General features: G+C 63.8%; 22 protein-coding genes. 15 read left to right on the forward strand and 7 right to left on the reverse strand.

Annotated elements, in window-relative coordinates:
* The first annotated feature begins 219 nt into the window (after positions 1–219).
* Positions 220–705, forward strand: a complete 486-nt coding sequence (locus F2P44_RS28350) for a VOC family protein (protein WP_167092141.1) — start codon at positions 220–222, stop codon at positions 703–705.
* Positions 706–714: 9 nt separating this feature from the next.
* Here F2P44_RS28350 and F2P44_RS28355 read toward each other — a convergent pair whose 3' ends face one another.
* Both F2P44_RS28355 and F2P44_RS28360 read right to left on the reverse strand, forming a co-directional pair.
* Entirely contained in the window at positions 715–1,845 is a 1,131-nt protein-coding gene (locus F2P44_RS28355) for an acyltransferase family protein (protein ID WP_167092144.1), read from the reverse strand.
* A gap of 220 nt (positions 1,846–2,065) precedes the next feature.
* Positions 2,066–2,527 carry a cupin domain-containing protein gene (locus F2P44_RS28360; protein ID WP_167092147.1) on the reverse strand — a complete coding sequence of 154 codons (462 nt, stop codon included), beginning with the start codon at positions 2,525–2,527 and terminating at the stop codon, positions 2,066–2,068.
* Between the two features lie 28 nt (positions 2,528–2,555).
* On the opposite strand from F2P44_RS28360, the gene F2P44_RS28365 reads away from it, so the two are divergent.
* Positions 2,556–3,500, forward strand: coding sequence for an ATP-grasp domain-containing protein (locus tag F2P44_RS28365; RefSeq protein WP_167092150.1), 945 nt, complete (start codon positions 2,556–2,558; stop codon positions 3,498–3,500).
* A gap of 39 nt (positions 3,501–3,539) precedes the next feature.
* Here F2P44_RS28365 and F2P44_RS28370 read toward each other — a convergent pair whose 3' ends face one another.
* Positions 3,540–3,917 (reverse strand): hypothetical protein, encoded by a 378-nt coding sequence (locus F2P44_RS28370; protein WP_167092153.1) that lies wholly within the window; start codon positions 3,915–3,917, stop codon positions 3,540–3,542.
* 233 nt (positions 3,918–4,150) lie between these two features.
* Between F2P44_RS28370 and F2P44_RS28375 the strand changes: the two genes are divergently transcribed.
* From F2P44_RS28375 to F2P44_RS34955, 8 genes are all read left to right on the forward strand, one after another.
* The gene (locus F2P44_RS28375; protein ID WP_167092156.1) at positions 4,151–5,209 is read left to right on the forward strand and encodes an OmpA family protein; all 1,059 of its coding nucleotides are present in this window, start codon (positions 4,151–4,153) and stop codon (positions 5,207–5,209) included.
* 188 nt (positions 5,210–5,397) lie between these two features.
* On the forward strand, positions 5,398–6,462 hold the full coding sequence (locus tag F2P44_RS28380; protein ID WP_167092159.1) for an OmpA family protein: 1,065 nt from the start codon (positions 5,398–5,400) through the stop codon (positions 6,460–6,462).
* 112 nt (positions 6,463–6,574) lie between these two features.
* Positions 6,575–7,633 carry an OmpA family protein gene (locus F2P44_RS28385; RefSeq protein WP_167092162.1) on the forward strand — a complete coding sequence of 353 codons (1,059 nt, stop codon included), beginning with the start codon at positions 6,575–6,577 and terminating at the stop codon, positions 7,631–7,633.
* Positions 7,634–7,843: 210 nt separating this feature from the next.
* Positions 7,844–8,608: an OBAP family protein gene (locus tag F2P44_RS28390; protein ID WP_223165118.1), complete on the forward strand. Its 765-nt coding sequence runs from the start codon at positions 7,844–7,846 to the stop codon at positions 8,606–8,608.
* 146 nt (positions 8,609–8,754) lie between these two features.
* Positions 8,755–9,213: a hypothetical protein gene (locus F2P44_RS28395; protein ID WP_167092165.1), complete on the forward strand. Its 459-nt coding sequence runs from the start codon at positions 8,755–8,757 to the stop codon at positions 9,211–9,213.
* A 263-nt stretch (positions 9,214–9,476) separates the two neighbouring features.
* A complete protein-coding gene (locus F2P44_RS28400; RefSeq protein ID WP_167092168.1) occupies positions 9,477–10,655 on the forward strand; it encodes a HEAT repeat domain-containing protein in 1,179 nt (392 codons plus the stop codon).
* 218 nt (positions 10,656–10,873) lie between these two features.
* Positions 10,874–11,410, forward strand: coding sequence for a PAAR domain-containing protein (locus F2P44_RS28405; protein WP_167092171.1), 537 nt, complete (start codon positions 10,874–10,876; stop codon positions 11,408–11,410).
* 8 nt (positions 11,411–11,418) lie between these two features.
* Complete coding sequence (locus F2P44_RS34955) at positions 11,419–12,081, forward strand: lysozyme family protein (RefSeq protein WP_187363458.1); 663 nt, start codon at positions 11,419–11,421, stop codon at positions 12,079–12,081.
* Positions 12,082–12,218: 137 nt separating this feature from the next.
* Here F2P44_RS34955 and F2P44_RS28415 read toward each other — a convergent pair whose 3' ends face one another.
* Positions 12,219–13,166 carry an SMP-30/gluconolactonase/LRE family protein gene (locus tag F2P44_RS28415; RefSeq protein WP_187363459.1) on the reverse strand — a complete coding sequence of 316 codons (948 nt, stop codon included), beginning with the start codon at positions 13,164–13,166 and terminating at the stop codon, positions 12,219–12,221.
* Between the two features lie 101 nt (positions 13,167–13,267).
* Here F2P44_RS28415 and F2P44_RS28420 point away from each other — a divergent pair, with 101 nt between their 5' ends.
* Positions 13,268–15,493: an NHL repeat-containing protein gene (locus F2P44_RS28420; RefSeq protein ID WP_229423800.1), complete on the forward strand. Its 2,226-nt coding sequence runs from the start codon at positions 13,268–13,270 to the stop codon at positions 15,491–15,493.
* 43 nt (positions 15,494–15,536) lie between these two features.
* Here the strand turns inward: F2P44_RS28420 and F2P44_RS28425 are convergent, their stop codons facing one another.
* The gene (locus F2P44_RS28425; RefSeq protein ID WP_229423801.1) at positions 15,537–16,199 is read right to left on the reverse strand and encodes a CCXG family PEP-CTERM protein; all 663 of its coding nucleotides are present in this window, start codon (positions 16,197–16,199) and stop codon (positions 15,537–15,539) included.
* A gap of 354 nt (positions 16,200–16,553) precedes the next feature.
* A complete protein-coding gene (locus F2P44_RS28430) occupies positions 16,554–17,843 on the reverse strand; it encodes a D-amino acid dehydrogenase (RefSeq protein WP_167092174.1) in 1,290 nt (429 codons plus the stop codon).
* Between the two features lie 103 nt (positions 17,844–17,946).
* Between F2P44_RS28430 and F2P44_RS28435 the strand changes: the two genes are divergently transcribed.
* Positions 17,947–18,447 (forward strand): Lrp/AsnC ligand binding domain-containing protein, encoded by a 501-nt coding sequence (locus F2P44_RS28435; RefSeq protein WP_167092178.1) that lies wholly within the window; start codon positions 17,947–17,949, stop codon positions 18,445–18,447.
* On the opposite strand, the gene F2P44_RS28440 is transcribed toward F2P44_RS28435, so the two are convergent.
* Positions 18,381–19,301: a pirin family protein gene (locus F2P44_RS28440; protein ID WP_167092181.1), complete on the reverse strand. Its 921-nt coding sequence runs from the start codon at positions 19,299–19,301 to the stop codon at positions 18,381–18,383. The genes F2P44_RS28435 and F2P44_RS28440 overlap by 67 nt on opposite strands.
* Positions 19,302–19,452: 151 nt before the next feature.
* Between F2P44_RS28440 and F2P44_RS28445 the strand changes: the two genes are divergently transcribed.
* The 3 genes from F2P44_RS28445 (at position 19,453) to F2P44_RS28455 (ending at position 23,627) form a co-directional block, all read left to right on the forward strand.
* Positions 19,453–19,740 (forward strand): DUF378 domain-containing protein, encoded by a 288-nt coding sequence (locus tag F2P44_RS28445; protein ID WP_167092185.1) that lies wholly within the window; start codon positions 19,453–19,455, stop codon positions 19,738–19,740.
* 152 nt (positions 19,741–19,892) lie between these two features.
* The gene (locus F2P44_RS28450) at positions 19,893–21,437 is read left to right on the forward strand and encodes a dipeptidase (RefSeq protein WP_229423802.1); all 1,545 of its coding nucleotides are present in this window, start codon (positions 19,893–19,895) and stop codon (positions 21,435–21,437) included.
* A 402-nt stretch (positions 21,438–21,839) separates the two neighbouring features.
* On the forward strand, positions 21,840–23,627 hold the full coding sequence (locus tag F2P44_RS28455; protein WP_167092188.1) for a glycoside hydrolase family 2 TIM barrel-domain containing protein: 1,788 nt from the start codon (positions 21,840–21,842) through the stop codon (positions 23,625–23,627).
* Positions 23,628–23,708 lie beyond the last annotated feature (81 nt).

Raw genomic sequence — 23,708 nt, forward strand, 5'->3', positions numbered from 1 at the left:
CATGGTGTGGGCGTTTTGATTAAGCGTTAGAAACTAAATCATGCCAGAAATGGGCGCCCACCCCCACCTTTTCGCTTGCGCTGCCAAGCAATTTTCATCCGTTCCGCTAGTTTTGCAAGAGGCTCATTAGTCTCCTCCGACGGACCGAGGTCCCCTCACGTGGCTTTGGTTTTATCGCGGCAAATGAATGCCAAATTTCAACTCTTCAGGAGGCTCGAAATGACCAGCAAGAACACGATCTGTCTTTGGTACGACGGCGACGCTGTCGACGCCGCAAACTTCTACGCAGAAACCTTCCCCGACAGCGCCGTCCACGCCATCCACCGCGCACCGGGCGACTATCCAGATGGTAAAGAGGGCAATGTACTCACCGTCGAGTTCACTGTCGCCGGCATTGCCTGCATCGGGCTCAATGGCGGCCCGCATTTCAAGCACAGCGAGGCTTTCTCTTTCCAGATTGCGACAGATGATCAGGCCGAAACCGACCGCTTGTGGAACGCCATCGTCAGCAATGGTGGTCAGGAAAGCGAATGCGGCTGGTGCAAGGACCGCTGGGGATTGTCCTGGCAGATCAGCCCGCGGGCACTCACCTCGGCAGTATTCGGCCCCGACCGTGCCGCAGCCAAGCGCGCGTTCGATGCGATGATGACGATGAAAAAGATCGATATCGCCACGATAGAACGGGCAATCCTTGGCCGGGATTGATCCGCTTGATTAAATGAAGGCGGTACGCGACGCAGGTGCCTCGGTTACGGATTGCAAGACGCGTCCCAGCGGAAGCTCCACGCATCGATAAAACATAGCGCCTGCCATCAGGCTCGCACCCCAGGCCGCCAGCATGCCAATGGCCTGATAGTGCGGTTCAGGTGGTACGAAATGGGCAAACGCCGCATTCATCACCAGGCAGACCGGGAAGTGGATCAGGAATACCGAATAGGAAATTTGCGCGAGACGATTAATCGCCGACATGCCCCAATGTGAATAGGAACCGGTGCGCGCACGGCCGAACAAAAACAGGACGCACGCCACCGCCAGCGCCACCGCAATGCGCAGGCGGAAATCCAGCGCCAGCGCGATCAGGGTCGGCAGCACGATCATCGCCACCAGCAGCGCCACCACGCGCGGCCGCCGTGTTGGATCGCTCGCCAGCCAGGCCATGATGCCGAGTCCATAACTGCCAAAGAAGTAGGGCGCCCAATCATCCCAGTTGGGATCGCGATTGAAGTACAACAGGGACGTGCTGATCCCGATGACAATCACGGCGGGCATCAGCCAAGGCCGCAACCCGCCACCGGAAAACCGTCCGCACAGCCAGACCAGCACCGCCACCACCGCATACAACTGGAAATCGATCGCGACATACCACGCCCCGGCCGACAAGGAGTCGTAACCCAGCACGCCCTGCAGCAGCAGCGCATGCGCCGCCAGTTGCAGAAAATCGGGCGGCGGAGAAATGGAATCGTGCGTCATCCACCGGTTGGCCAGGGCGGAAGCGGCAACGGCGAACAGCATCGCCACCATGAACGGCGGCACCAGCTTGGCATACCGGCGCCACACGGTCCCTAGCGGATTGATCAAGCCTGGCTGGCCTTTCGGGAACAAGGATTTGGCGACCAGAAATCCACCAATGACGAGGAAGACCTGCACCGCGATGCGCGCGAATGACCCCAGCCAATCGATCACGTCCGGCATCAGGGGCCGCGCGTAGTCCGCCATCGGGCCGTAGAAGGCCAGGTGATGCAACACAATCAACTGCGCTGCGATAACTTTCAATAAATTGATAAATCCAAACTGCGCCGGGACGCTTGCCTTGGCCCCGGCTATTTTTTCGACAACAACACCCATGCAAACCTCTTCCAAAAGCTCGACCGCGCAAGCTGCGCACCGGTCGACACAAGCCAGTCAAACGTGATGACTGCTGATAACAATTTGTTATCATAGCGTATGCTGTCGGAAAGTGGCGCATGGATGAGTTACCGGATGTTACGCAACTGCGCCCGATATCCGGGCCGTATTGCGCCTCATGCGGCGTCGTTACTGTGCGTGCCGCCAGATCAATGCATCGTCAATAGGGACTCGCTGCGGGTTCTCCCGCAGCGTTTATCCAGATGTCGTCAGGCAGCGAGCGGTCGCGCTGGCATACCCGGTCGTGGTCGGGATAGGTGATCCTGTCGACCGGAGCGCGGGTGCCGACCACCAGGCAGCGCGTGGGCGATGCGCTGCAATTCCACAGAAAATGACCGACCGCGACGCCGGCGCGGAACGTGGCCGCGTCGCCGGGCTTCAAGATGGTTTCGGTATCGCCTTCCACCATTGTCACGTGGCCCTCCAGGACGTAGACCATTTCATCCTCCGCGCTGTGCCAGTGCTTGATCGACGAGCGCGTGCCCGGTTGCAGCACTTCCACGAAGGCGCCAAACTGCGTCAACCCGCCGGCCTCCGAAATCCAGAGCGTCTGCTTGGGTTCGGCCAATTCTTCGGGGGAGCCTTCTTCCTTCATGAAACGATCAGGCGTGAGCGCAGGCATGCGTGTACTCCTTTTGGCGGTGATAGAGGTGAGAAAGCAGATCATCCTTGACTGCGAGCGACAGCGCTTGCACTGGACCCGATTTTACGCTGACGGGCGCAACCTGCAGGCAGTCGCACTGGCCGCGTTGTTCCAGCGAGCACGGTTTTTGTTGCCTTGCGCTGACGAGGCTGCGACACTGGGCGGCTGTGGGCATCAACGTTTTACTGGAACCGTCATGCATTGGGTGATTCAACAAAGTATTTTCAAGCCGGGCAATTACCAGTTGCTGGTCAATGCGCTCGATACTGTCGGCATTTCCTATACGCCGGTCGCGATTCCCAACGGGACGTTCGACATGAGTCCCGATGTGAACCCGGAAGGGAAAGTCTATGTCTGCGGCGCCATCAAGCTCGCCAGGATCGCGCGCGACAAGGGCTGGGTTCCCGGCAGCTTGTTGAACGAGAATTTCAAGTTCGATATCTGGCTCGCCCAACTCGGTGCCGGGCTGCTGAACCACGACATCGAGTCCGGCACCTTGGCGGAGGTACGCACCTGCCACCTGGCGAAGTTCTTCATCCGCCCGTCCGAAGATAACAAGGCGTTCGACGGCATGGTGATGGACAGCGAAATGATCGCTGACTGGCGGCGCGATCCGGCCAAGGCCCACCTGCAAAAGATCGACGTCATCGTCTCGCCGGTCAAGGCGATTTATCGTGAATATCGCCTGTTTGTCGTGAACCGCAAGGTGGTGACCGGCTCGGTGTACCGGATCGGCGGCCGCGCGGAGATATCGCCCGACGTGGAAGACGATGTCCTCGACTATGCCCGCGGCGTGATCGACACATGGACCCCGGCGCAGTCGTTCGTCATGGATGTCTGCCTGACGCAGGAGGGATTGAAGGTGATCGAGTTCAATAACATCAACAGCTCGGGTTTTTACGCGATCAATGTTCCCAAGTATGTCGATGCGATTCAAACGTACTACGGCTAGGGCCGACGATGTCTGGCTGTAGCGCCGCGTGTATCCAGCCTACGCGCAGACGCTGGCCAGGAAATCGGCCACGCTGGCTTTTTTGAGAATCAGGCTTGAGGCGGCCGCATACGGATCGAACTGACGCTCCGTGCCACCGGGGAAGGGCACCCGCACGCTGATCCGTTCGCCGTCGACCTGCACCGACGCATCCGCCGTATCGAGCAAATACTGCGAAATGAACGCGCCTACCAACCCGACGAAGAACCCCAGATCCTCGCGCCCCACCGTCTGCGCTTGCAGCCATTGGCTGAACGGTGCGCGCAGCGCGTCGAGATCGAGCGGTTCGCCCGGCGCAACCAGTCCGGCCTGGGTCAGTACCGCATCGAGCATTGGCCGGGCTTCTTCGACAATTTTGTACGGGTCCATATTGGTCATGTGAGTGTGGGAGCGGGCCGGCGGCCGCGCGTTCGGGGCGCCATCATACCATCGAGCGCCCGCAGCGCGGCCCCGGCCTGCGTTCGCCGCAATGTCACCCTGGCCGGTAAAACGGCGCGGCGATTACCGCTTGCGACGGATCAGCGCCCGTGTATGATTTGCTTGTTTTTTTGGAATCGTTATACATTTTCCTGCATCGTCAGGCCGATCCCTTTTTTGCCCCACTGCCCGCCATGACCAAACAACGCAACGCCGCTCTTTGCCTGTCGATCTCGCTCGCCTTTGCCTTCGCCGGATGCAAGCCGAAAGCACCGGTCGAACCCGTGCCGGCGCCCGTGGCAATCGCCCCCGCCCCCGCGGCGCCGCCCGCCGTGGCGCCGGCGCCGGTGGCCGCCACGCCGCCGCCGGTGTCGGCCAGCGCCGATGGCGTCGACCTCGACCAGATCGCGGTCATCAGCAAGCCGATGCCGCCGTTTCCGTTTGTCGATTACCCGGAAAACATCGGTGAACCGAAGCAGCAAACCAAGGCCTCCGACTTCGACCAGTTGCACCTGATCGTCGGTAACAAGGTGCAGGCCGTCGAAGGGCGGTTCCGGCGGCTGGTGTTTGAACTGGCCGATGCCAAGGTCTCGCGCTTCCAGGCGCTGCGCGATTACGCCAAGGCGGCAACCGACATGGGCGGCGTCAAGGTCAATGCCAGCATGCCGAAAGATGAGGCGTTCCAGAAGGTGAATGGCGCTTTCACCGATGCCATGGCCAAGAAGCTCGATTATCCGAATGAAAACTACAGCTACGAAACCTATTTTTTTCCGACGCCGACCGGCCGCAAATGGATGCTCATCATGGCCAACGATTACAGTGTGCGCGTCACCTCCATCGAAGAAAAACAGACGGCATCGATGGTCAAGATGGTGACTGCCGCCGTCATGAAATCGGAACTCGACAGCAAGGGCCACGTCGCGCTGTACATTAACTTCGACACCGACAAGGCGGCCATCCGTCCGGATGGCAAACCGGCGGTCGATGAAATCGCCGCGCTGATGAAGAAAGAAACCGCGCTGCATCTGTCGGTCGAAGGCCACACCGACAACGTCGGCGACAAGGCCCGCAACGCGACCCTGTCGCGCGAGCGCGCGCAGGCGGTGGTGCAAGCCCTGGTGAGCGACGGCATCGACGGTGCCCGCCTGAATGCCGCCGGCCACGGCTCGGACAAGCCGCTCGTCGACAATGGCAGCGAAGAGGGCCGCGCGAAAAACCGCCGCGTCGAGCTGGTCAAGGTCGTCAAAAGCTGAGCGTGGGCGGCACCCGGCGCTGTGCCTGGTGCGCGCTTGCCGCCGCGGCCAAGGCGAAGCGGTAAAACGCCGCCCCTATTACCGATTGCGATTGATTAACACCGGTGTATGATCGCCTTGCTTTTATGTAATCGTTATTTCATCCCCTGCACCGTCAGGCCCATCCTTTTTCGCTCCGACTGCTCGACATGACCAAACAATTCAACGCCGCTCTTTGCCTTTCGATCTCGCTAGCCTTCGCCGCGACCGGATGCAAGCCAAAACCGCCGGCCGCGCCAGCCGAGGCGCCCGTCGCCAGTGTTCCGGCCGTGGTGGCGCCCGCAGCGCCAGCGCCAGCCCCAGTGGCGGCGGCCACGCCAGCGCCGGCGGCCGACAGTGCCGGCACCGGCGTCGACCTCGATAAAATCGCGGTCATCACCAAGCCGCTGCCGCCATTTCCGTTTATCGATTATCCGACCAACGTCAAGGAGGGCGACAGGCGAAACGAGGCATCCGATTTCGACCAAGTGCACCTGATCGTCGGTAACAAGGTGAAAGCCATCGAAGGGCGCTTCCGCTTGATGTCCTTCCATCTGTCGGATGCCAAGATTTCAAAATTCCAGGCGCAGCGCGATTACACCAAGGCAGCGCTGGACATGGGCGGCGTGAAGGTCAATACCGCCACGCCGGACGATAAAGAATTCGTGGCGGCGCATGGCGGCGACAGCTATGCCCTGGACAAGAAATTGAACTTCCACGGCAACTCCAGCAGCTATGACGTGTACTTCGTTCCGACCCCGACGGGCCGCAAATGGATGCTCATCATGATCAACGACAGCGGCGTGCGGATCTTGTCGGTCGAAGAAAAACAGACGGCTTCGTCGGTGAATATGGTGACCGCCGCCGAGATGAAGTCGGAACTCGACAGCAAGGGCCACATTGCGCTGTACATTAACTTCGATACCGACAAGGCGGCCCTGCGCCCCGACGGCAAACCGGCGGTCGACGAAATCGCCGCGCTGATGAAAAAGGAAACGGCGCTGCACCTGTCGGTCGAAGGCCACACCGATAACGTGGGCAACAAGGCCCGCAACGTGACCCTGTCGCGCGAACGCGCGCAAGCCGTGGTGCAGGCCCTGGTGAGCGACGGCATCGACGGCACCCGCCTGAGCGCCGCCGGCCATGGTGCGGAAAATCCGGTGATGGACAATGGCAGCGAAGAGGGCCGCGCGAAAAACCGCCGCGTGGAGCTGGTCAAGGTCGTCAAAGGCTGAGCCTCGGCCCGGGTGCGGTGGAATAGCCGCACCGTTTGATCGATTCTTTATGCAATGCTTGTATTTTTTTCCTGCACCGCCAGGCCAATTCATCTTATTACGATTGCACGACATGACCAAACAATTCAACGCCGCACTTTGCCTGTCAATCTCGCTCGCCTTTGCCATCAGCGGATGCAAGCCGAAAGCACCGGTCGACGCGGCACAAGCACCTGTGGCGGGCGCAGCGGCGAGCGTGCCGGCACCGGCCGCCGTCCCGGCAGCGGCCCCAGTGGCGGCGCCGGCCGCGGTCAACGTTGGCGCCGTTGTCGACCTCGACAAGATCGCTGTCATCAGCAAGCCGGTGCCGCCGTTCCCGTTCATCGATTACCCGCCAGCCGTCGATAAACAGTTTTACAGCACCAAGGAGTCCGATTTCGACCAGGTGCAGCTCATTCTCGGCGATAAACTGCATGCGGTCGAAGGGCGGGTGCGGGCCATCCACTTCACCTTGGACAAGGCCAAGATCTCGCAATTCCAGGCCCAGCGCGATTATTCCAAGGCGGTGCAGGACATGGGCGGCATCAAGGTCAATACCGCCAAGCCGCACGACAGCGCGTTCCTGGCGGCCCATGGCGACAATCAAAGCGAGCTCGATAAAAAGCTGCGCTATGAGTTTCATACCTATTCCTATGAGGCCTACTTCTTGCCGACCGCGACCGGCCGGAAATGGATTGTGCTGATGGTGAGCGACGAAGCTGTGGATGTCATTTCCGTCGAGGAAAAACAGACCGCGTCGTCGGTGAAGATCGTGACCGCCGCCGCCATGAAGTCTGAACTCGACAGCAAGGGCCATGTCGCGCTGTACATCAACTTCGACACCGACCAGGCCGCCATCCGCCCGGACGGCAAGCCGGCGGTCGACGAAATCGCCGCGCTGATGAAGAAGGAAGCCGCGCTGCGTCTGTCGGTTGAAGGCCACACCGACAACCTGGGCGACAAGGCCCGCAACGTCACCTTGTCGCGCGAGCGCGCGCAAGCGGTGGTGCAGGCCCTGGTCAGCGACGGCATCGACGGCACGCGTCTGAGCGCGGCCGGCCATGGTGCGGAAAAGCCGCTCACCGACAATGGCAGCGACGAAGCACGCGCAAAGAACCGCCGTGTGGAGCTGGTAAAAGTCGCCAAGGGCTGAGCGCCGCAAGGGATGTCGATGCGCTACTGGGCGCGGACGGCAATGCCGGTGAAGATAAGCCGGAGGCCTGCGCGCCATGCAAAACTTGACCCCGGCATCATCTGTGTCGCAGCCGTAACGCGTGGCGCAAAGCGCGCGGCTGCGCTACCGTATCAGTGAACAAACGCCGTGGGAATCTCCCACGCCGTCACACTTTTCGGGAGCGGCTTCATGACACGCACACATCTTTCCATGGCGATGGCAGCCCTGCTGCTATCGATGTCTCCAAGCTGGGCGCAAGAAAAAGTAGCGCCGCCACAAACGCCGCCCGGAGCCGACAAGGCGCCCAAGACCATCGCGCTCGAAGCCGGCGCCAAGCTTTTGCAAAGCAATAGTCCGGTCGCCGGTTTCGATCTCTATCTGGTCGGTTTCCATCCGATGAAGGACCATCCCGAACAGCAGATGGAAGCGCATCATTATTGCCACCAGATGAACGAGGATTTCGCCCAGTGCATCCTGTTCGACAGCAACACCAAAAAAGCCAATATGCACGGCGTCGAGTACATCATTTCCGAGACCTTGTTCGAGACCTTGCCCACCGAAGAAAAGAAATTCTGGCATCCGCACAACGGCGAGATCCTCAGCGGCCAGCTGATGGCGCCCGGCATTCCCAAGGTCGCCGAAAAAGTCCTGATGAAGTCCAAGATGAATAGCTACGGCAAAACCTGGCACGTCTGGAATACCGGCCACATGGGCCAGCCCAACGACAAGCTGCCGCTGGGCGAACCGATGCTGGCCTGGTCCTTCAGCCGCGACGGCGAAGCGCAGCCCGGCCTGGTCGAAGAGCGCGACCGCCGCATGAAGCTCGATACCGCCCGCGCCCGCAAGGAGCGCGCCGATCTGGCCAGGCTGGCCCGGCCGCAATCGGGCACGGACGACCTCAAGGGCAAGTTCGCGCGCCCGACGCGCGATATCCCCGGCGTGGCGAATAAGTAGGCGAACCGGGCGCTCGCCGCAAAGGACGGGCAGCTCCGGCATGCACGGGTCACCTGGCGAGCGGAGCGGATTGGATACCCACGACTTGTGGCGGCAAATAGGGCAGAATAGCGGCCTCATTTACCCTGATAAAAGAAAAGAAAACCATGTTCGAGCGCTTCGCAAAACCCCTGGCCTGCGCCGGCCTGGCCGTGTTCCTGACGGCATGCGCCGCCACCGGCCCGAAATTTTCGACGATAGAAAATACCCTTCCCGCCGTGGCGGACAAGACCGGACGCGTCTTCTTCTACCGCGAATACTCGTCCTTCGGCGCCGGCATGCGCCCCGATATTTTCGCGTGCGGAAGCAAGGTCGGAGAATCCATTCCAGGCGGCATGTTCTATGCGGATCTGCCGGCCGGCGAGTGCGAGATCACCATCCCTTCGGTCATGTATCCGGGTGAGCGCAAAATCAGCGTCACTGTCGGTACGCCGAAAGTGATTTATTTCAAGACCTGGATGGGCGCATCGAGCTTTGGCGGGCGCACCAATATCGACGAGGTGAGCGCAGGCGAGGCCGTCGAGGCGATGCAAGACCTGGCCCTGACCAACGAGAAAAAGAACTGATCAGCCGTTCAAAAAAATAGCTCAATCGCTCAACCGCGCGGCCGGTAACGGACCCGCTCCCTGGGAGCATTTCCGCACCACGTGATTGGCATGCGTTCCGGCAAAAGCGGGCGGTTGCCGACGTCGCGCTTCGCCGGGTGCGCGGACATGCCGTCGCGCGCCTTCCAGGCAGAGGCCTTGCCACGCCGGCTGCGCGGCAGCAGCAGGACGGGGCGGCTGCATGCACTATACTGGCCGCTACGTCATCGTGCTTTTTTGATCTCATGAGTATTTTCTTCCGACTGTTTCCCCCTGCGCTGCCCGCCGAACCTGCTCCCGCCCGCAGCGCGCCCGCGCTTCCCCTTGGCGCTGGCCAGTTCGCCTTTGCCGGCCTGGCGGATCTGGAACAAGGGCTGGCATCGTATTGCGGCTATGAGCGCGAGGCAGCAGTGCGCGCATGCGGCGCGCTGGCCGATCCGCGCGTGCTGCCACTGCTTGCGTCCCGGCTCAACGACTGGGTGCCGCAGGTGCGCGAGGCGGCCCGCGCAGCCCTGATGACGCTGCTTGCGCAACTACCCCCGTCCGCCTCCCTCGCCATCTTGCCGCGCGTGCAGCATCTGCTGAACGCCGGCAGAACGGATCACCGTGCCTGGGTCGATGCGTTTGAACAAGAATTGATTCGGGTCGCCGGTGTCCAGGCCTTGCTACAACGCGTGCACGATGCCGATCACGCCGTGGCGCGCGCCAGTTTCCGTCTGTTGCGCCAGCACGGCGCATGCACGGTTGCCGAACTGATCGGCGCCATCGGCCGCAACTGGAATGACGTGATGCTGGCCATCCAGGGTGTGCGCCTGTGCGTGCGATTGCCGCCGGATCAGCGCAGCGTACTGTGCCGCATGGCGCTCGCTTCGCCCTTCGGCAGTGTCCGCATGCTCGCGCTGCAAGCCATGATCGATATCGATATCAGTAGCGACGAGTGGCTGCCGGCCGCGCGCGCGGCCCTGCTCGATGCCAACTCATCGGTGCGCGCCGTGGCCAAGCCGTTCATGGCGCGCCACGGTGTCGATCTCCGGGCGTTTTACCGGACCGCGGCGCGGCAGCCGGACCAGAAAGCCAGACAGGTGGTCACTGCGCTGGCCGGATTGGCCAGCCTGCGCAACCCGGAGGACATTGCCTTTCTGCGGACCTTCACCACGCACGGGTGCCAGTCGGTCCGGGCCCAGGCCTTGACCGAATGGCTGCATCTGGCCCCCGGCGACAAGGACGATATCGCGCTGGCGGCGCTGATGGATGTCTCGCGCACGGGCCGGAAATTGTCTTTGCAAATGGTCTGCAAGCAGCGCACCTACATCCCCATGGCGCTGGTGAGCGCGCGTCTGGCGGCAACCGGCGACATGGATATGCTGGCATCGTTTGCCGAGCGCCTCGGATCGGGCGGCATGGCGCGCACCAATGGGCGATAGTTGCTGCCCCTGTTGAGACTGCTAGCTAGCGAAGACTTGCTTGATCGATGTCAAGCCTTCCAGGGCGTCGAAACGTAACCTTGGCATATGTCAGGCGCCCCGGTGCCGCTAACGCCAGTTTGTTTATGTCGTCGCAAAGGAAGAGCCATGAAACCGACCTCCCACCCCGTCGTTCCCGCAGGAGCCAGCCGCCGTCCAGCCACGCGGAGCCTGGCGCAATGAGGCGCTACACCATCACCCTTGGGGCCACCACGACGGCCGGCGGGCGCGTCATGTCGGCCAGCGGCAGCGGCTGCATCAACGGCGTGCCCATCGCACTCGAGGGCGACCTGGTGGCCTGTCCCGCATGCAAGGCTACCGGGCGCATCCTGTGCGTCGGCCCGCGCATCCCCGAAATGTCCGACGGCAAGCACGTCGCGCTCGAAAACGATTTGTGCACCTGCCGCTGTTCGCCCCCGCCCAAGCTGCTGCCGGTGCAGATCATGCGCAGCCAGGTGCTCAAGGATACCGGCCGCGCCCTGTCCAATACCAGCGACGGCGATCCATCCCGTCCCGCGCGTGGCGCGCCGCGCGGTCCCAGCTTCAACGAGCGCTTCGTGCTGCTTGACGAAGAAACCGGCGACCCGCTGGTGCACAAGGAATATGCGGTGGTGCGCGCCAGCGGGCAACTCGAATTCGGCACCTCGGACCGCAATGGCTACACGCACTTGCTGTCGACGACCGCGGTGCCCGAATCCGTCGAAATCTATGTCTAGGAAGCAGCATGAGCGCGACCCTCATTTCGCCGTCCGGTGCAGTCCTGCACCACCGGGCACGCGTGAGCACCACGCCGGCCGCCGAAGCCGAAGCGAAGGCGGTGCGCATCCGGCTTGAGAAGGCATGCCGGCTTGAAGAAAACCGCGTCTACCTCAAGCAGCCCAACATCCGCGCCTTCCTGCGCGCGATGTGCCACAGCCTGGGTGGCGGCGTCGATTTTCTCGATGGCGCCATTCGCGGCCGGCGCAGCGACCCGTGGCGCTTCACCGACTTCTCCACCCATCCCGGCCCCGGCCACGACGGCAAGGGCACTGCGGCCGGCCTGTACCGCATCACCCGCGAAATATGGGAAGAGTACGGCGCGCGCATGGACCTGAGCGATTTCTGTGCCGAGACGCAGGAACTGATTGCCGTGGAAGTGCTGCGCGGATTGGGCGTGCTGGGCAAGATCCAGGCCGGCGATATCGACGCCACCCTGGTCATGGCGGGGGTCTGCTGGCCGGGCTTGCCCAAAACGCCAGCCAGCCAGGGGCGCTTTGCGGCGCCCGACGCGGCGTACGAGAGCTTCCTGCACAAATACGGTGAATGCGGCGGCACCATCAACCCGCAGGCGGGCATGCGCGGCCAGTCCGACCCGTCGCGCGCCGACCTGCCGCCACCGCGCCCTTGAGCCGCAGGGCGCCTGCGCGCTAGCCCAAGGCGCATCGCGCCGCCGTGATCGCGCTCCCGGCCCGAGCGCCGGCCCGCGCAGTGCCAGCGCCACGGCAGCACCGTCACCAGCGCCACCAGCGCCGCTCCGCCTTGTGCTTACTGCGCCGCCTTGACGCCGCCGGCCTGGCGCTGCTGCCACTCCAATCCCGGACGCGCCACCCGGAATTGCAGCAGCTGCCCATTCTCCACCTCGGTCACGTAAGCAGTGCGTCCATCCGGCCCGCCGAAACTGATATTGCTCGGCTTCTTGCCGGGCAGGGCGATCTCGGCCAGGATGCGGCCCTGCGGCGACAGCTTGACCACCGTGCCTTTGCCGATGCGCGTGACGTACAGGTTGCCGTCCACATCGACGCGCATGCCATCGAGCGCAAAATCGGCAAAGCTGGCGATGCGGCGCTTGCCGCCGAGCGTGCCATCGGGCGCGATCGTGAAGGCCCAGATATTGCGCTGCACGCTTTCGTTGACGTACAGGGTGCGCCCGTCCGGACTGACGTCGATGCCGTTGGCGGTGCCAAGCTGGTCGGCCGCAAGCGTGACGCTGCCGTCCGGATCGATGCGCCACACGCGTCCCGCATTCTTCTTCCAGTCCGGATCGCTCGCATAGATGACGCCGCCGGCCGTGATGGCCAGGTCGTTCGGCTGGCTCATGGCGGCCTCGCGCGCATGGACGGCGATGGCGCCGCTGGCCGGGTCGATGCGGTAAATCGTGTGTTCCACATAGTCGGCCACGAACATCGCGCCATCCGGCCCGAAGCGGATGCCGTTGGCCACGCTGGTGCCGGGCAGGGTCACGAACACCGCAGCCTCGCCATTCGGCTTGACCTTGCCGATGGTTTGCTGGCGCGCGAAATTGACTGCGTACACATTACCGGCGGCATCAACCGCCGGCCCTTCCACGCCGAAGGTGAACGATTGGGGCGGGGTGAGGGCGCTGGCCACGTGCAGCCGCTCCAGGGTGGCCGGGGGCGCGCCGGCGGCCACCGCGTGCGCCGCGTGGCAGGCGGCAAAAGCCAGCGCGCACGCCAGCCGGGTCGAGGTATCCATGCAACTCCGATCGGGAAAAAGCCGGTCATCCGGCCGGCACCCAGTGTACTTGATGATGAGGTAAGCTTCGTGTTTTGATCATACTCAGCCAGGTGACAAGCTTGAATGGTAAATACAGGAAGCCGCTGCTGATTGCGGCGGCTATCGGCGTCCTGGCGGCGGGCGCCATCTGGATCGCGCTGCAACCGATCCACCAGCCGGCGATGCGCAAAGTGGCGGCCATGGCGGGCATCACACCGCAGCCGACCGTGCTGGGCTGGCCGGTCAGCATCGGCACCGTGGCCGGTGCCAGCGGCAGCGCCGGATGGGCCGATGGCGCCGCGGCGCAGGCACGCTTTTCCGACCCCTTCGGCCTGGTGATCGACCGCGACGGCAACGTGTACGTGGCCGACGCGGGCGACAACAACCGCATCCGCAAGATCACGCCCGAGGGCGTGGTCTCCACCCTGGCCGGTGCGAGCGAAGGCTTGGCCGACGGCACCGGCGCCGCCGCCGCGTTTCACACGCCGTCCGGCATGGCCATCGATGGCGCCGGCAACCTGTTCGTGGCCGATACCGGCAACAATGCGATCCGCAAGATCACGCCGTATGGCGTGGTCAGCACCATCGGCGGCAGCGGCGTGGCCGGCTACCGCGACGGCAAGGCGGGCGAGGCCCAGTTCAACGGACCGGTCGGCGTGGCGGTCGACCAGGCCGGCGTGGTATTTGTGGCCGACACCTACAACGACCGCATCCGCAAGATTGCGCCCGACGGCACGGTCAGCACGCTCGCTGGCGGCGCGCCCGGCTATGTCGACGGAGCGGCTGATGCCGCCCGCTTCGACACGCCCACCTCGGTCGTGGTCGACGCCAGGGGCAACCTGTACGTGGCCGACACCAGCAACGGCGCGCTGCGCAAGCTGGCGCCGGACGGGCAGGTGAGCACCCTGGCGATTGCCCCGCAAGACGCCGACAAACCGCTGCTGCGCCGCCCTGTGGGCCTGGCGCTCACGCATGACGGCTTTCTGTACGTGGGCGATATCTGGCGCGGACGCATCCTGCAGGTCAGTCCCGACGGCAGCTTGCGCGGCCTGACCGGGATTGGCGTCGACATCGAGATCGGCGACCACAAGGCGCTGCGCTTTAGCCGGCCGAGTGCGATAGCGGTCGACCGCGAGGGCGCGCTCTACGTGGCCGATGCCGTGAAGCGCAGCGTGCACCGGGTTGCGCCCCGACTCGATGGGGCGACCGCGGTGCTGGCGCCCAGGGCGCCGGCGCTGGTCGCCGCCGCGACAGCGCCGGTGCCGGCAACGGCGAGCGCGTCCCAGCCTGTTGCGGCGGCGGTATCGCCGGCGCCGGCCGCCGCGCCCGCGCGCTTTCCATGGCCGTTCAAGCCGCAGGACCAGCGCCGCGAAGTGGTCGGCACGATCGGCGAAGTGCGCGGCAGTTATGGCGGCGAGAGCCGGCATCACTTTCACAGCGGCCTCGATGTCCAGGCCGACATGGGCGTGCCGGTGCTGGCGGTGGCCGACGAAAAAGTCAGCAGCCCGGCGCCCAACTGGGCCTTCGGCGAGGTCGGCGAAGGCATGAGCGTCGACAGCATGGCCTACATCCACATGCGGGTCGGGCGCACGGTCAAGGATGCGCCGCTCGACCCAGCGCGCTTCATCATGCTAGCCGACGACAAAGGCAAGGCGGCGCGCATGCGCGTCAAGCGCGGCACGCGCTTCCATGTGGGCGACGCGCTCGGCACGGTCAACCGCATGTTCCATGTACACCTCGTGTACCAGCCGGGCGGGGCGGAAGCCAATCCGCTGATCCTGCCCTTCACGGGCTTCAGCGACCAGGTGGCGCCGCGCATCGACAAGATCGGGCTGGTGGACGCGGCCGGTACGGCGCTGGCGCGCAAGCCGGGCAAGCGGGTGGTGGTGGCGCGCGGCGCGGGGCCGCTGGGGATCGTGGTCGATGCCTACGACCAGGCCGACGGCAATGCCGCGCGGCGCAAGCTGGGTTTGTACAAGGTCGGCTACCAGGTGCTGCGGGCGGACGGCACGCCGCTGGCCGGATTCGAGCAGCCGCTGATCAACATCGAATTCAACAAGTTGCCGCCGGACCCGGAAAGCGTCAAGCTGGCCTACGCCGACAACAGCGGCATCACCGTGTACGGCAGCGCGACCACGCGGTTTTTATATGTGGTGACCAACACCGTGCGCGACGGCGCGGCCAAGACCGGGGGATGGGATCCGGCCGCGCTGGCGCCGGGCGACTACCTGATCCGCATCTTTGCGGCCGATTATGTCGGCAACGAAGCGCTCAACGGACGCGACCTGCCGATTACGGTGGAGTGACAAGGCTGGGCCGGGAGACCGCTACCGGCCTCCCGGCTTCTGGTCAGGCGCTGATGTTTGCCGGACGATTGCGGCGGCGGGCCATGAAGCCCAGCATTGCCATGCCGGTCAGGAACATGGCATAGGTTTCCGGTTCCGGGACCGCGCTGATGAGATTATCCGACGTGCTGAAACTGGTGAACGTGCCGCTTGGCGCCATGAACTGCGCTTGCTGGCCGCCATCGCAGCATCCCTCGAAGCCATAGATGGTCAGCGTGTGATTGCCCGCGCCCAAGTTTACCGTGGCGCCCAAATACTGCGACGGGTTGGTGTACTGGCTGTCCCACCAGATATCGTGGCTCTTCGCATCGAGCGCCACGCCGTTCAGGAACAGCGCGCCGCCGTAGCCGAAATCGACCCCTGCGCGGAACTGCCACAAGCCGGCTTTGGCGTCGCTGACGCCGAAGCTGATGGTCGACTTGAGCGCGAAATTGCTGCTGCCGCCGAACAGGCTGGCGTGGGTAATATTGTCGTACGAAGCGACGCTGACTGACGCATGGGTGGGGCCCAGCAGCGCGGCATCGACGGCGCTGCGATAATCGGCTGCGCTGGACAAGGGGCCGGGCGGGGTGGCGGAAGCCGATTCGATGACGATCGCGCTAGCGCCGGCATTGGCGGCAAGCGTCAGGGTAGTCACTGCCAACATCCATGAGAGATTTTTCTTCATATTTTTCCTGGACAAAGCACCGCGCGCGCAATGCTGCGCGGTAAGTATAAAAAGGGTTTCGCCCCGCACAGGCGTCCAACAAATGCGATGGACGCCGAATCTGGGTGCTGGCGCTGAATCATGGTGTAGCGGATGGTCATCCGATACACGCACAGTGATCAAACAGTAACATAGATGCGCGGTGGAAAAAATATCGGCGGCAGCTGTGTTTACGTTTTACAACGAGCGAACTCCTACGGCTGAGCCCAAAACGCCTACAACCGGGGTCAGAGCTCTAACTAGCAACAAAAATATTGCAGATTAGAGCTCTGAGCCCGGTTGTAGGAGTCTTTACTGCGGTTGTCGGCGTTGGCGTCAGGCGTTGGCGAGGTCGAGACGGGCGTCGCTGCCGCGACCCTGGTAGCGGCCGGCGGAGAGGTCGTCGAAGCGGATCGCCGGGCGCTTGGCCGACATCAGGTCGGCCAGCATCTGCGCCGAGCCGCATGACATGGTCCAGCCCAGCGTGCCGTGCCCGGTGTTCAGGAACAGATTGCCCAGCGCGGTGCGCCCGACAATCGGGGTGCCGTCCGGCGTCATCGGCCGCAGCCCGGTCCAGAACGTGGCGCGCGCGCTGTCGCCCGCGCCCGGAAACAGGTCGTTGACCACCATTTCGAGCGTGGCGCGGCGGCGCGGATTGAGCCGCTGGTCGAAGCCGGCAATCTCGGCCATGCCGCCGACGCGGATGCGGTCGTCGAAACGGGTCACGGCAATCTTGTAGCTCTCATCGAGAATGGTCGATACCGGCGCCTTGCTGGCATCGGTGATCGGCACGGTGATCGAGTAACCTTTCATCGGGTACACGGGAATGTCGACGATCGATTTGAGCAGCGCCGTCGAGTGCGCCCCCAGCGCGACCACATAGGCGTCGCCCTGCACCAGCTCGTCGCCGCAATGCACGCCGCTGATCGCGTTGCCCGTCACCGCCAGGCGGTCGATGGCGACGTTGTAGCGAAAGCGCACGCCCAGCGCTTCGGCCATCGCGGCCAGGCGCGTGGTGAACAGCTGGCAGTCGCCGGTCTCGTCATTGGGCAGGCGCAGCGCGCCGACCAGCTTGTCCTTGACCAGCGCCAGTGCCGGCTCGGCCTGGCCGAGCTGGTCGCGCGCGAGCAGTTCGTACGGCACCCCGGAATCCTGCAGCACCTTGATGTCTTTTTCGGCGCTGGCAAACTGCTGTTCGGTGCGGAACAGCTGCATGGTGCCGCGCTGCCGGCTTTCGTAGCTGATGCCGGCTTCTTCGCGCAAGGTCTTGAAGCAGTCGCGGCTGTACTCGGCCAGGCGCACCATGCGTTCCTTGTTGACCGCGTAACGGTCGGCCGTGCAGTTGCGCAGCATGTCCCACATCCATTTGAGCTGGAAGGTGGTGCCGTCGGGCGTGATGGAGAGCGGCGCATGGCGCTGCAGCATCCATTTCATGGCCTTGAGGGGAATCCCGGGCGCGGCCCAGGGCGAGGCGTAGCCGGGCGAAATCTGGCCGGCATTGGCGAAGCTCGTTTCCAGCGCCGGACCGGGCTGGCGGTCGAGCACGGTGACGTCGTGGCCGGCCTTGGCCAGGTAGTAAGCAGTGGTCACGCCGATAACGCCGCTACCCAAAATGACGACACGCATGGTCTCTCCGGAAGAATAAATGAGGATTCAAGAATTTCCGCTATATTATTGGGATTCAACCAGTCTTTGTTCACGTATAACTGCACTTATTTAGTGGAATTTCATGCGAATTGTTAAAGAATCGACCCGCAGCCTCGATAAGCTCGACCGCCACATCCTGCGCATCCTGCAAAACGAGGGCCGCATCTCGATGAAGGACCTGGGCGAGCGGGTCGGTCTGTCGGTCACGCCCTGCATCGAGCGCGTCAAGCGCATGGAGCGCGACGGCGTCATCAGCGGTTATTACGCGCGCGTCGATCCGGCCGCGCTGGGCGCCAAGCTGCTGGTGTTTGTGGAAATTACGCTGAACCAGAAGTCGGCCTCGGCCTTCGAGCAGTTCCGGCGCGAGGTGCTGCGCATTCCCGAGGTGCAGGAATGCCATCTGGTGTCGGGCGATTTCGATTACCTGATCAAGGCGCGCATCCACGAGATGGCGGAGTACCGCAAGCTGCTCGGCGACATGCTGCTGCAATTGCCCGGCGCGGCGCAGTCGAAGAGTTATGTGGTGATGGAGGAGATCAAGGAGACGCTGGTGCTGTCGACCGAGGCGCTGCTCCAGTCTTGACGCAGGCCCTGGAAACGCCCGGCCTCGAAGTCGGCAATGGCGCTCTGGATTTCCTCGCGCGTATTCATCACGAACGGTCCGTGCGACACCACCGGCTCGCCAATCGGTGTGGCGTGGCCGACGATCAGCAGGGCATCGGTCTCGGCGCTGACGGTGAGGGCATCGCCTTCGTCGTTCAGTTCGGCCAGGTGGAAAGCGCCGGCACGGTCGCCGTTGATGTCCACGCTGCCGCGCACGACATACAAAAACACATGGCGCGCGCGCAGGTCCGGTAGGTGCAACTGGCCGCCGGCGCGCATCGCCACCGTGCTCATGAAGACGCCGGTCAGCGATTGCAGCGGGCCTTTGATGCCGTTCCACTCGCCGGCGACCAGGTGCAGGTCGACCTTGCCGCCGTCCAGGCCGATGGTCGGCATATCGTCCCGCTGCAATCCCGTGTACGCCGGCGCGCTCATCTTCAGGCGTCCCGGCAGGTTGATCCACAATTGCAGGATTTCGAGCTGCCCGCCTTGCGCGCGAAACGCCGGCGGCGACACTTCCGCATGCACGATGCCGCTGCCAGCGGTCATCCATTGCACGCCGCCGGCGCCGATGACGCTCTCGTGCCCGGCGCTATCCTTGTGCATCAGGCTGCCGTCGACGATGAAGGTGACGGTCTCGAAGCCGCGGTGCGGATGCGGGCCGAACGGCAGGCCGCGGTTGCCCGGCGGGTAGTGCTGCGGTCCGTGATGATTGAGAAACAGGAAGGGATCGATCTGGTCGGCGTACGGTCCCGGCAGCGGGCGCTGGGTCAGCAGGTCGCCGATGTCGTCGCGTTGCGCCGGATGCAGGCGCTTGATGCTTTTTTCGCTCATGGGCTCACTCCCTGGATGGTGGTGTCGTCTCCCACCATACCCGAAGCGCGGCGCGCGCGGCGTCGGCCTGCACGATGGCGAAAACTTTATGCCCCGGTTTGCTGTCCTACCGTGACGCCACCATTCTGGTGGAGACCACAAGGAGGCAATAATGGCAACAATGAACGCACCCGCAAACGAACGCCGCCATATTCCGGAACGCCGCAATGCCGGCGGCGCGCTGCACGCGACCCACTTTTCCGCCCTCGACTGGACGGCGATGGTCTTGATGATCGTCGGCGGCATCAACTGGGGCCTGGTCGGGGCCTTCGAGTTCGACCTGGTGGCGGCGCTGTTCGGCGATCGCACGAGCGGGCCGCGCCTGGTGTATGCGCTGGTCGGCATCGCCTCGCTGTACGCTATTTACCTGTTGAGCAAGATGGCCGCACGCCAGCATTAGCGGCGCCCGCTTGCGGCGCCCGCTTGCGGCGCCCGCTTGCGGCGCCCGCGTGCGGCGTCCGCTTGCCATGTCCGCGTGCGCCCGCTCTCTTGGGCCGCGCGCTTGCCGCCGCGCGCCCGGGGCCTGCGCAGCATGGCCGGCGGTGATAGACTTTGACGTTCCGCAAACCCAACGTCCAGGATGTCACCATGCGCCACTCGTTCGTCCTCGCCAGCCTGCTGTGCTGCCTGAGCACCGCTGCCGGTGCCGCTCCCCCGCAAGCACCGGGGGAAGCGGCCTTGCGCGCGGCAGCCCATGCGGCCGCGAACTACCGTACCGCGCTGATCGACAGCCTGGCGAAGATGGTCAGCTTCAATACGGTCGCCGATCCGGCGCTGCCGTTCGAACGCAATCCGCAGCATCTCGGTTTCAAAAACTACCTCAAGAGCGAGGCGCAGCGGCTCGGCCTCGATTACACCGACCATGGCTATGTGATGGTCATCGGCCTGGGCAGCGGCAGCGAGCGGGTCGGCATCATCACGCACGGCGATATCCAGCCGGTCGACCCGTCCAAGTGGAAAAAGTCGCCCTTCGAGCTGGACAAGACGAGCGAGGCCGGGCGCCTGATCGGACGCGGCACCGAGGATGACAAGGGACCGATCGCGACCGCCCTGTATGCAATGAAGGCGATCAAGGACAGCAAGCTGGCGCTGGCAAAACGGCTGGAACTGTATGTGTACATGGCCGAGGAATCGGACTGGGGACCGCTGACCGCGTTTCTCAAGACGCACCAGCCGCCCCAGGTGAACATCACGCTCGACGCCGAGTATCCGGTGGTGACGGCCGAGAAGGGCTACGGCACGATCAGCGTGACGGTGCCGCCGCAGGCGCCGGTGCCGGCGGGCACGGCCGCGCTGGCCGCCTTCGGCGGCGGCTTTTTCGGCAGCCAGATTCCGGAAGACGCCAGCGCCGCCATCGACGATGCCACACCGGAACTGGAAGCGAACATCCGCCAGCGCGCCAGCGCCCAGGGCGGCATGCGCTATACCTTCAGCCGCCAGGGCAAGCAGCTGCTGGTCAAGGCGCAAGGCTTGTCGGCACACTCGTCCAAGCCGGAAGACGGCGTCAATGCGATCAGCATGCTGGCCGATGCGCTCAATGGTCAGCCGTGGCCGAACACCACGGCCGGCGCCATGGTCAATCTGCTCAATGACCTGATCGGGACCGGCGTCTACGGGGAAAAGTTCGGCAATATCGCTTACCGCGATAAGTTCATGGGGCCGATGACCGTGGCGCCGACCGTCATCAAGCAGGGCGAGGCCGGGATCTCGCTGCATGTGAACCTGCGCCGTCCGCAAGGCAAGAGCACCGAACAGCTGACCCGCGAAGTGAACGAGGCGCTGACCCAGTGGCAGGCGCGGCGCATCGCGCTGGCCGATGTGAAGGTCGAGATCACGGAACCATGGCTGCAGAAAAGCGCGCCCCAGGTGCCGACCTTGCTGTCCGTGTTTTCCTACTACACCGGCATCAAGAATCCGCGCCCGATTTCCATCGGCGGCGGCACCAACTCGCGCCTGTTCCCGAACGCGGTCAGCTTCGGCCCCAGCATGCCGGGGACGGTGTATTCGGGACACTCCGAACACGAATTCATCACCGTCAAGCAGCTCATGCTGAACTTGCAGATGTACACGGCCGTCATGGCCGAACTGGCCAAATAGCGGTACGCGGGGGACCCGGCGCGCAGCAGATCGCACGCGCCGGGTCCCCCTGTCCGTTTGGTTCGTAACCGTAAAAACGCCGATTTTTGATGTAGGCAGCAGCCTACTTTATGTAACCAGTTCCGACCTCAAAAAGTCAGCGAACAGCGCCTCTCCCTCTCAGAAAAACCTTTGCGTTCCATATGATTGAACGCCACTGGTCACAAGCCATTTTCACCTAGAAATCTTGCCTTTCCGGGGTGTGAAAATGCGCAAAATTGGCGTGCTAGCATCCGTTCCCAGTCCGCGATAACGGCGCTTGTTCGCGGCGTGGCGCACGCTTGTTGTCCGGCATGCGGCGTCACGCAGCCTTGCGCCGCGCCGGCGGCCAGCGCCGTCGCAAGCCCATGACGAGGAGCACCAATGAGGCAATTCGAGTACCCGCGACCGCAGCTCGTGCGTGAGCACTGGACCAGCCTGAACGGGCCGTGGAAATTCATGTTCGACGATGAACGGCGCTGCCGCATGCCCGATGGCGCGACCGAGTGGACGCACCAGATCGAGGTGCCGTTCGCGCCGGAGTCGCGCGCCAGCGGTATCGGCGACATGGGCTTCCATACGGTGTGCTGGTATGAACGCGCCTTCCATCTGGCGCCGCACGCGGGCCACACCCTGCTGCATTTCGGCGCGGTCGACTACCGCGCCCGGGTCTGGGTCAACCAGCACCTGGTGGCCGAACACGAGGGCGGACACACGCCGTTTTCGGCCGATATCAGCGGCGTGCTCACGGAGGAGGGCACGCAGGTCGTGACGGTGTACGTCGAGGATGACCCGCACGACCTGGCCAAGCCGCGCGGCAAGCAGGACTGGCTGCTCGACGCGCACTCGATCTGGTATCCGCGCACCACCGGCATCTGGCAGACGGTGTGGATCGAGCAGGTGGCGTCGACCTACATCCAGAGCTTGCGCTGGACGCCGATTTTCGAGACCTACGAAATCGGCTGCGAAATCTTTGCCACCGGCGACATCACGGAAGACCTGTTTGTCGAGGTCAAGATCTGGCATGGCGCCAATCTGCTGGCGGACGATCACTACAAGCTGCTCGGCAACGAGGCCAACCGCAAGATCGCCTTGTCCGATCCGGGCATCGACGACTCGCGCAACGAGCTGCTGTGGAGTCCCGAGCGGCCCACCCTGCTCACTGCCGAGGTGAGCCTGCACCATCGGGGCAAGGTGCTCGACATGGTGCGTTCCTACACGGCGCTGCGCTCGGTGGCGATCAACCGTGACCGCTTCATGTTGAATGGCCGCGCCTACGCGCTGCGGCTGGTGCTCGACCAGGGCTACTGGCCCGAATCGCTGCTGACGGCGCCGTCGGACGCAGCACTCAAGCGCGACGTGGAGCTGGCCAGGGCGATGGGGTTTAACGGTGTGCGCAAGCACCAGAAGATCGAAGACCCGCGCTATCTGTACTGGGCCGACCGGCTCGGCCTGCTTGTGTGGGAAGAAATGCCATCGGCCTACCGCTTCAGTCCCAAGGCCATCACGCGCATGGTGCGCGAGTGGACCGAGGCCATCGAACGCGACTACAGCCACCCGTGCATCATCGTCTGGGTGGCCTTCAACGAATCCTGGGGCGTGCCGAACCTGACCCTCACCCAGGCCCACCGCAATGCGGTCGAAGCCCTGTACCACCTGACGCGCACGCTTGACGCGACCCGGCCGGTGATCGGCAACGATGGCTGGGAAGCGTCGGCCACCGACATCCTCGGCATCCACGACTACGACTGCAATCCCGACAAGCTGGCGGCGCGCTACACCACCAGCGAACCGACGCGCACCCTGTTCGACCAGCGCCGTCCGGGCGGGCGCATCCTGACGCTGGACGGCTTTCCGCACCGGGGCCAACCCATCGTGCTGACCGAATTCGGCGGCGTCGCCTTCGACAAGCACAACGGCAGCGCGCACACCTGGGGCTACTCGCGCGCCCACACCGAAGACAGTTTTCTCGACCTGTACCGGCGCCTGCTGGCGGTGGTCAACAGCACGACCATGTTCAGCGGCTTTTGCTACACCCAATTCAGCGACACCTTCCAGGAAGCGAACGGCCTGCTGTGCGCCGACCGCACGCCCAAGATCCCGCTCGAACTGATCAGCGCCGCCACGCGCAACGATGATGCGAAGGAGGAATGCTACCCCGAAATTGCCTGACGAGCCGCTGGCACCACCCGCGCGGGACGGCGCCGCGGGTCAGTAGGACACATCACTTTGCCAACATACGCCCGGGATGGG

It is taken from the genome of Massilia frigida (assembly GCF_011682175.1).
In the GTDB taxonomy this organism is placed as follows: Bacteria; Pseudomonadota; Gammaproteobacteria; order Burkholderiales; family Burkholderiaceae_D; genus Telluria_A; species Telluria_A frigida.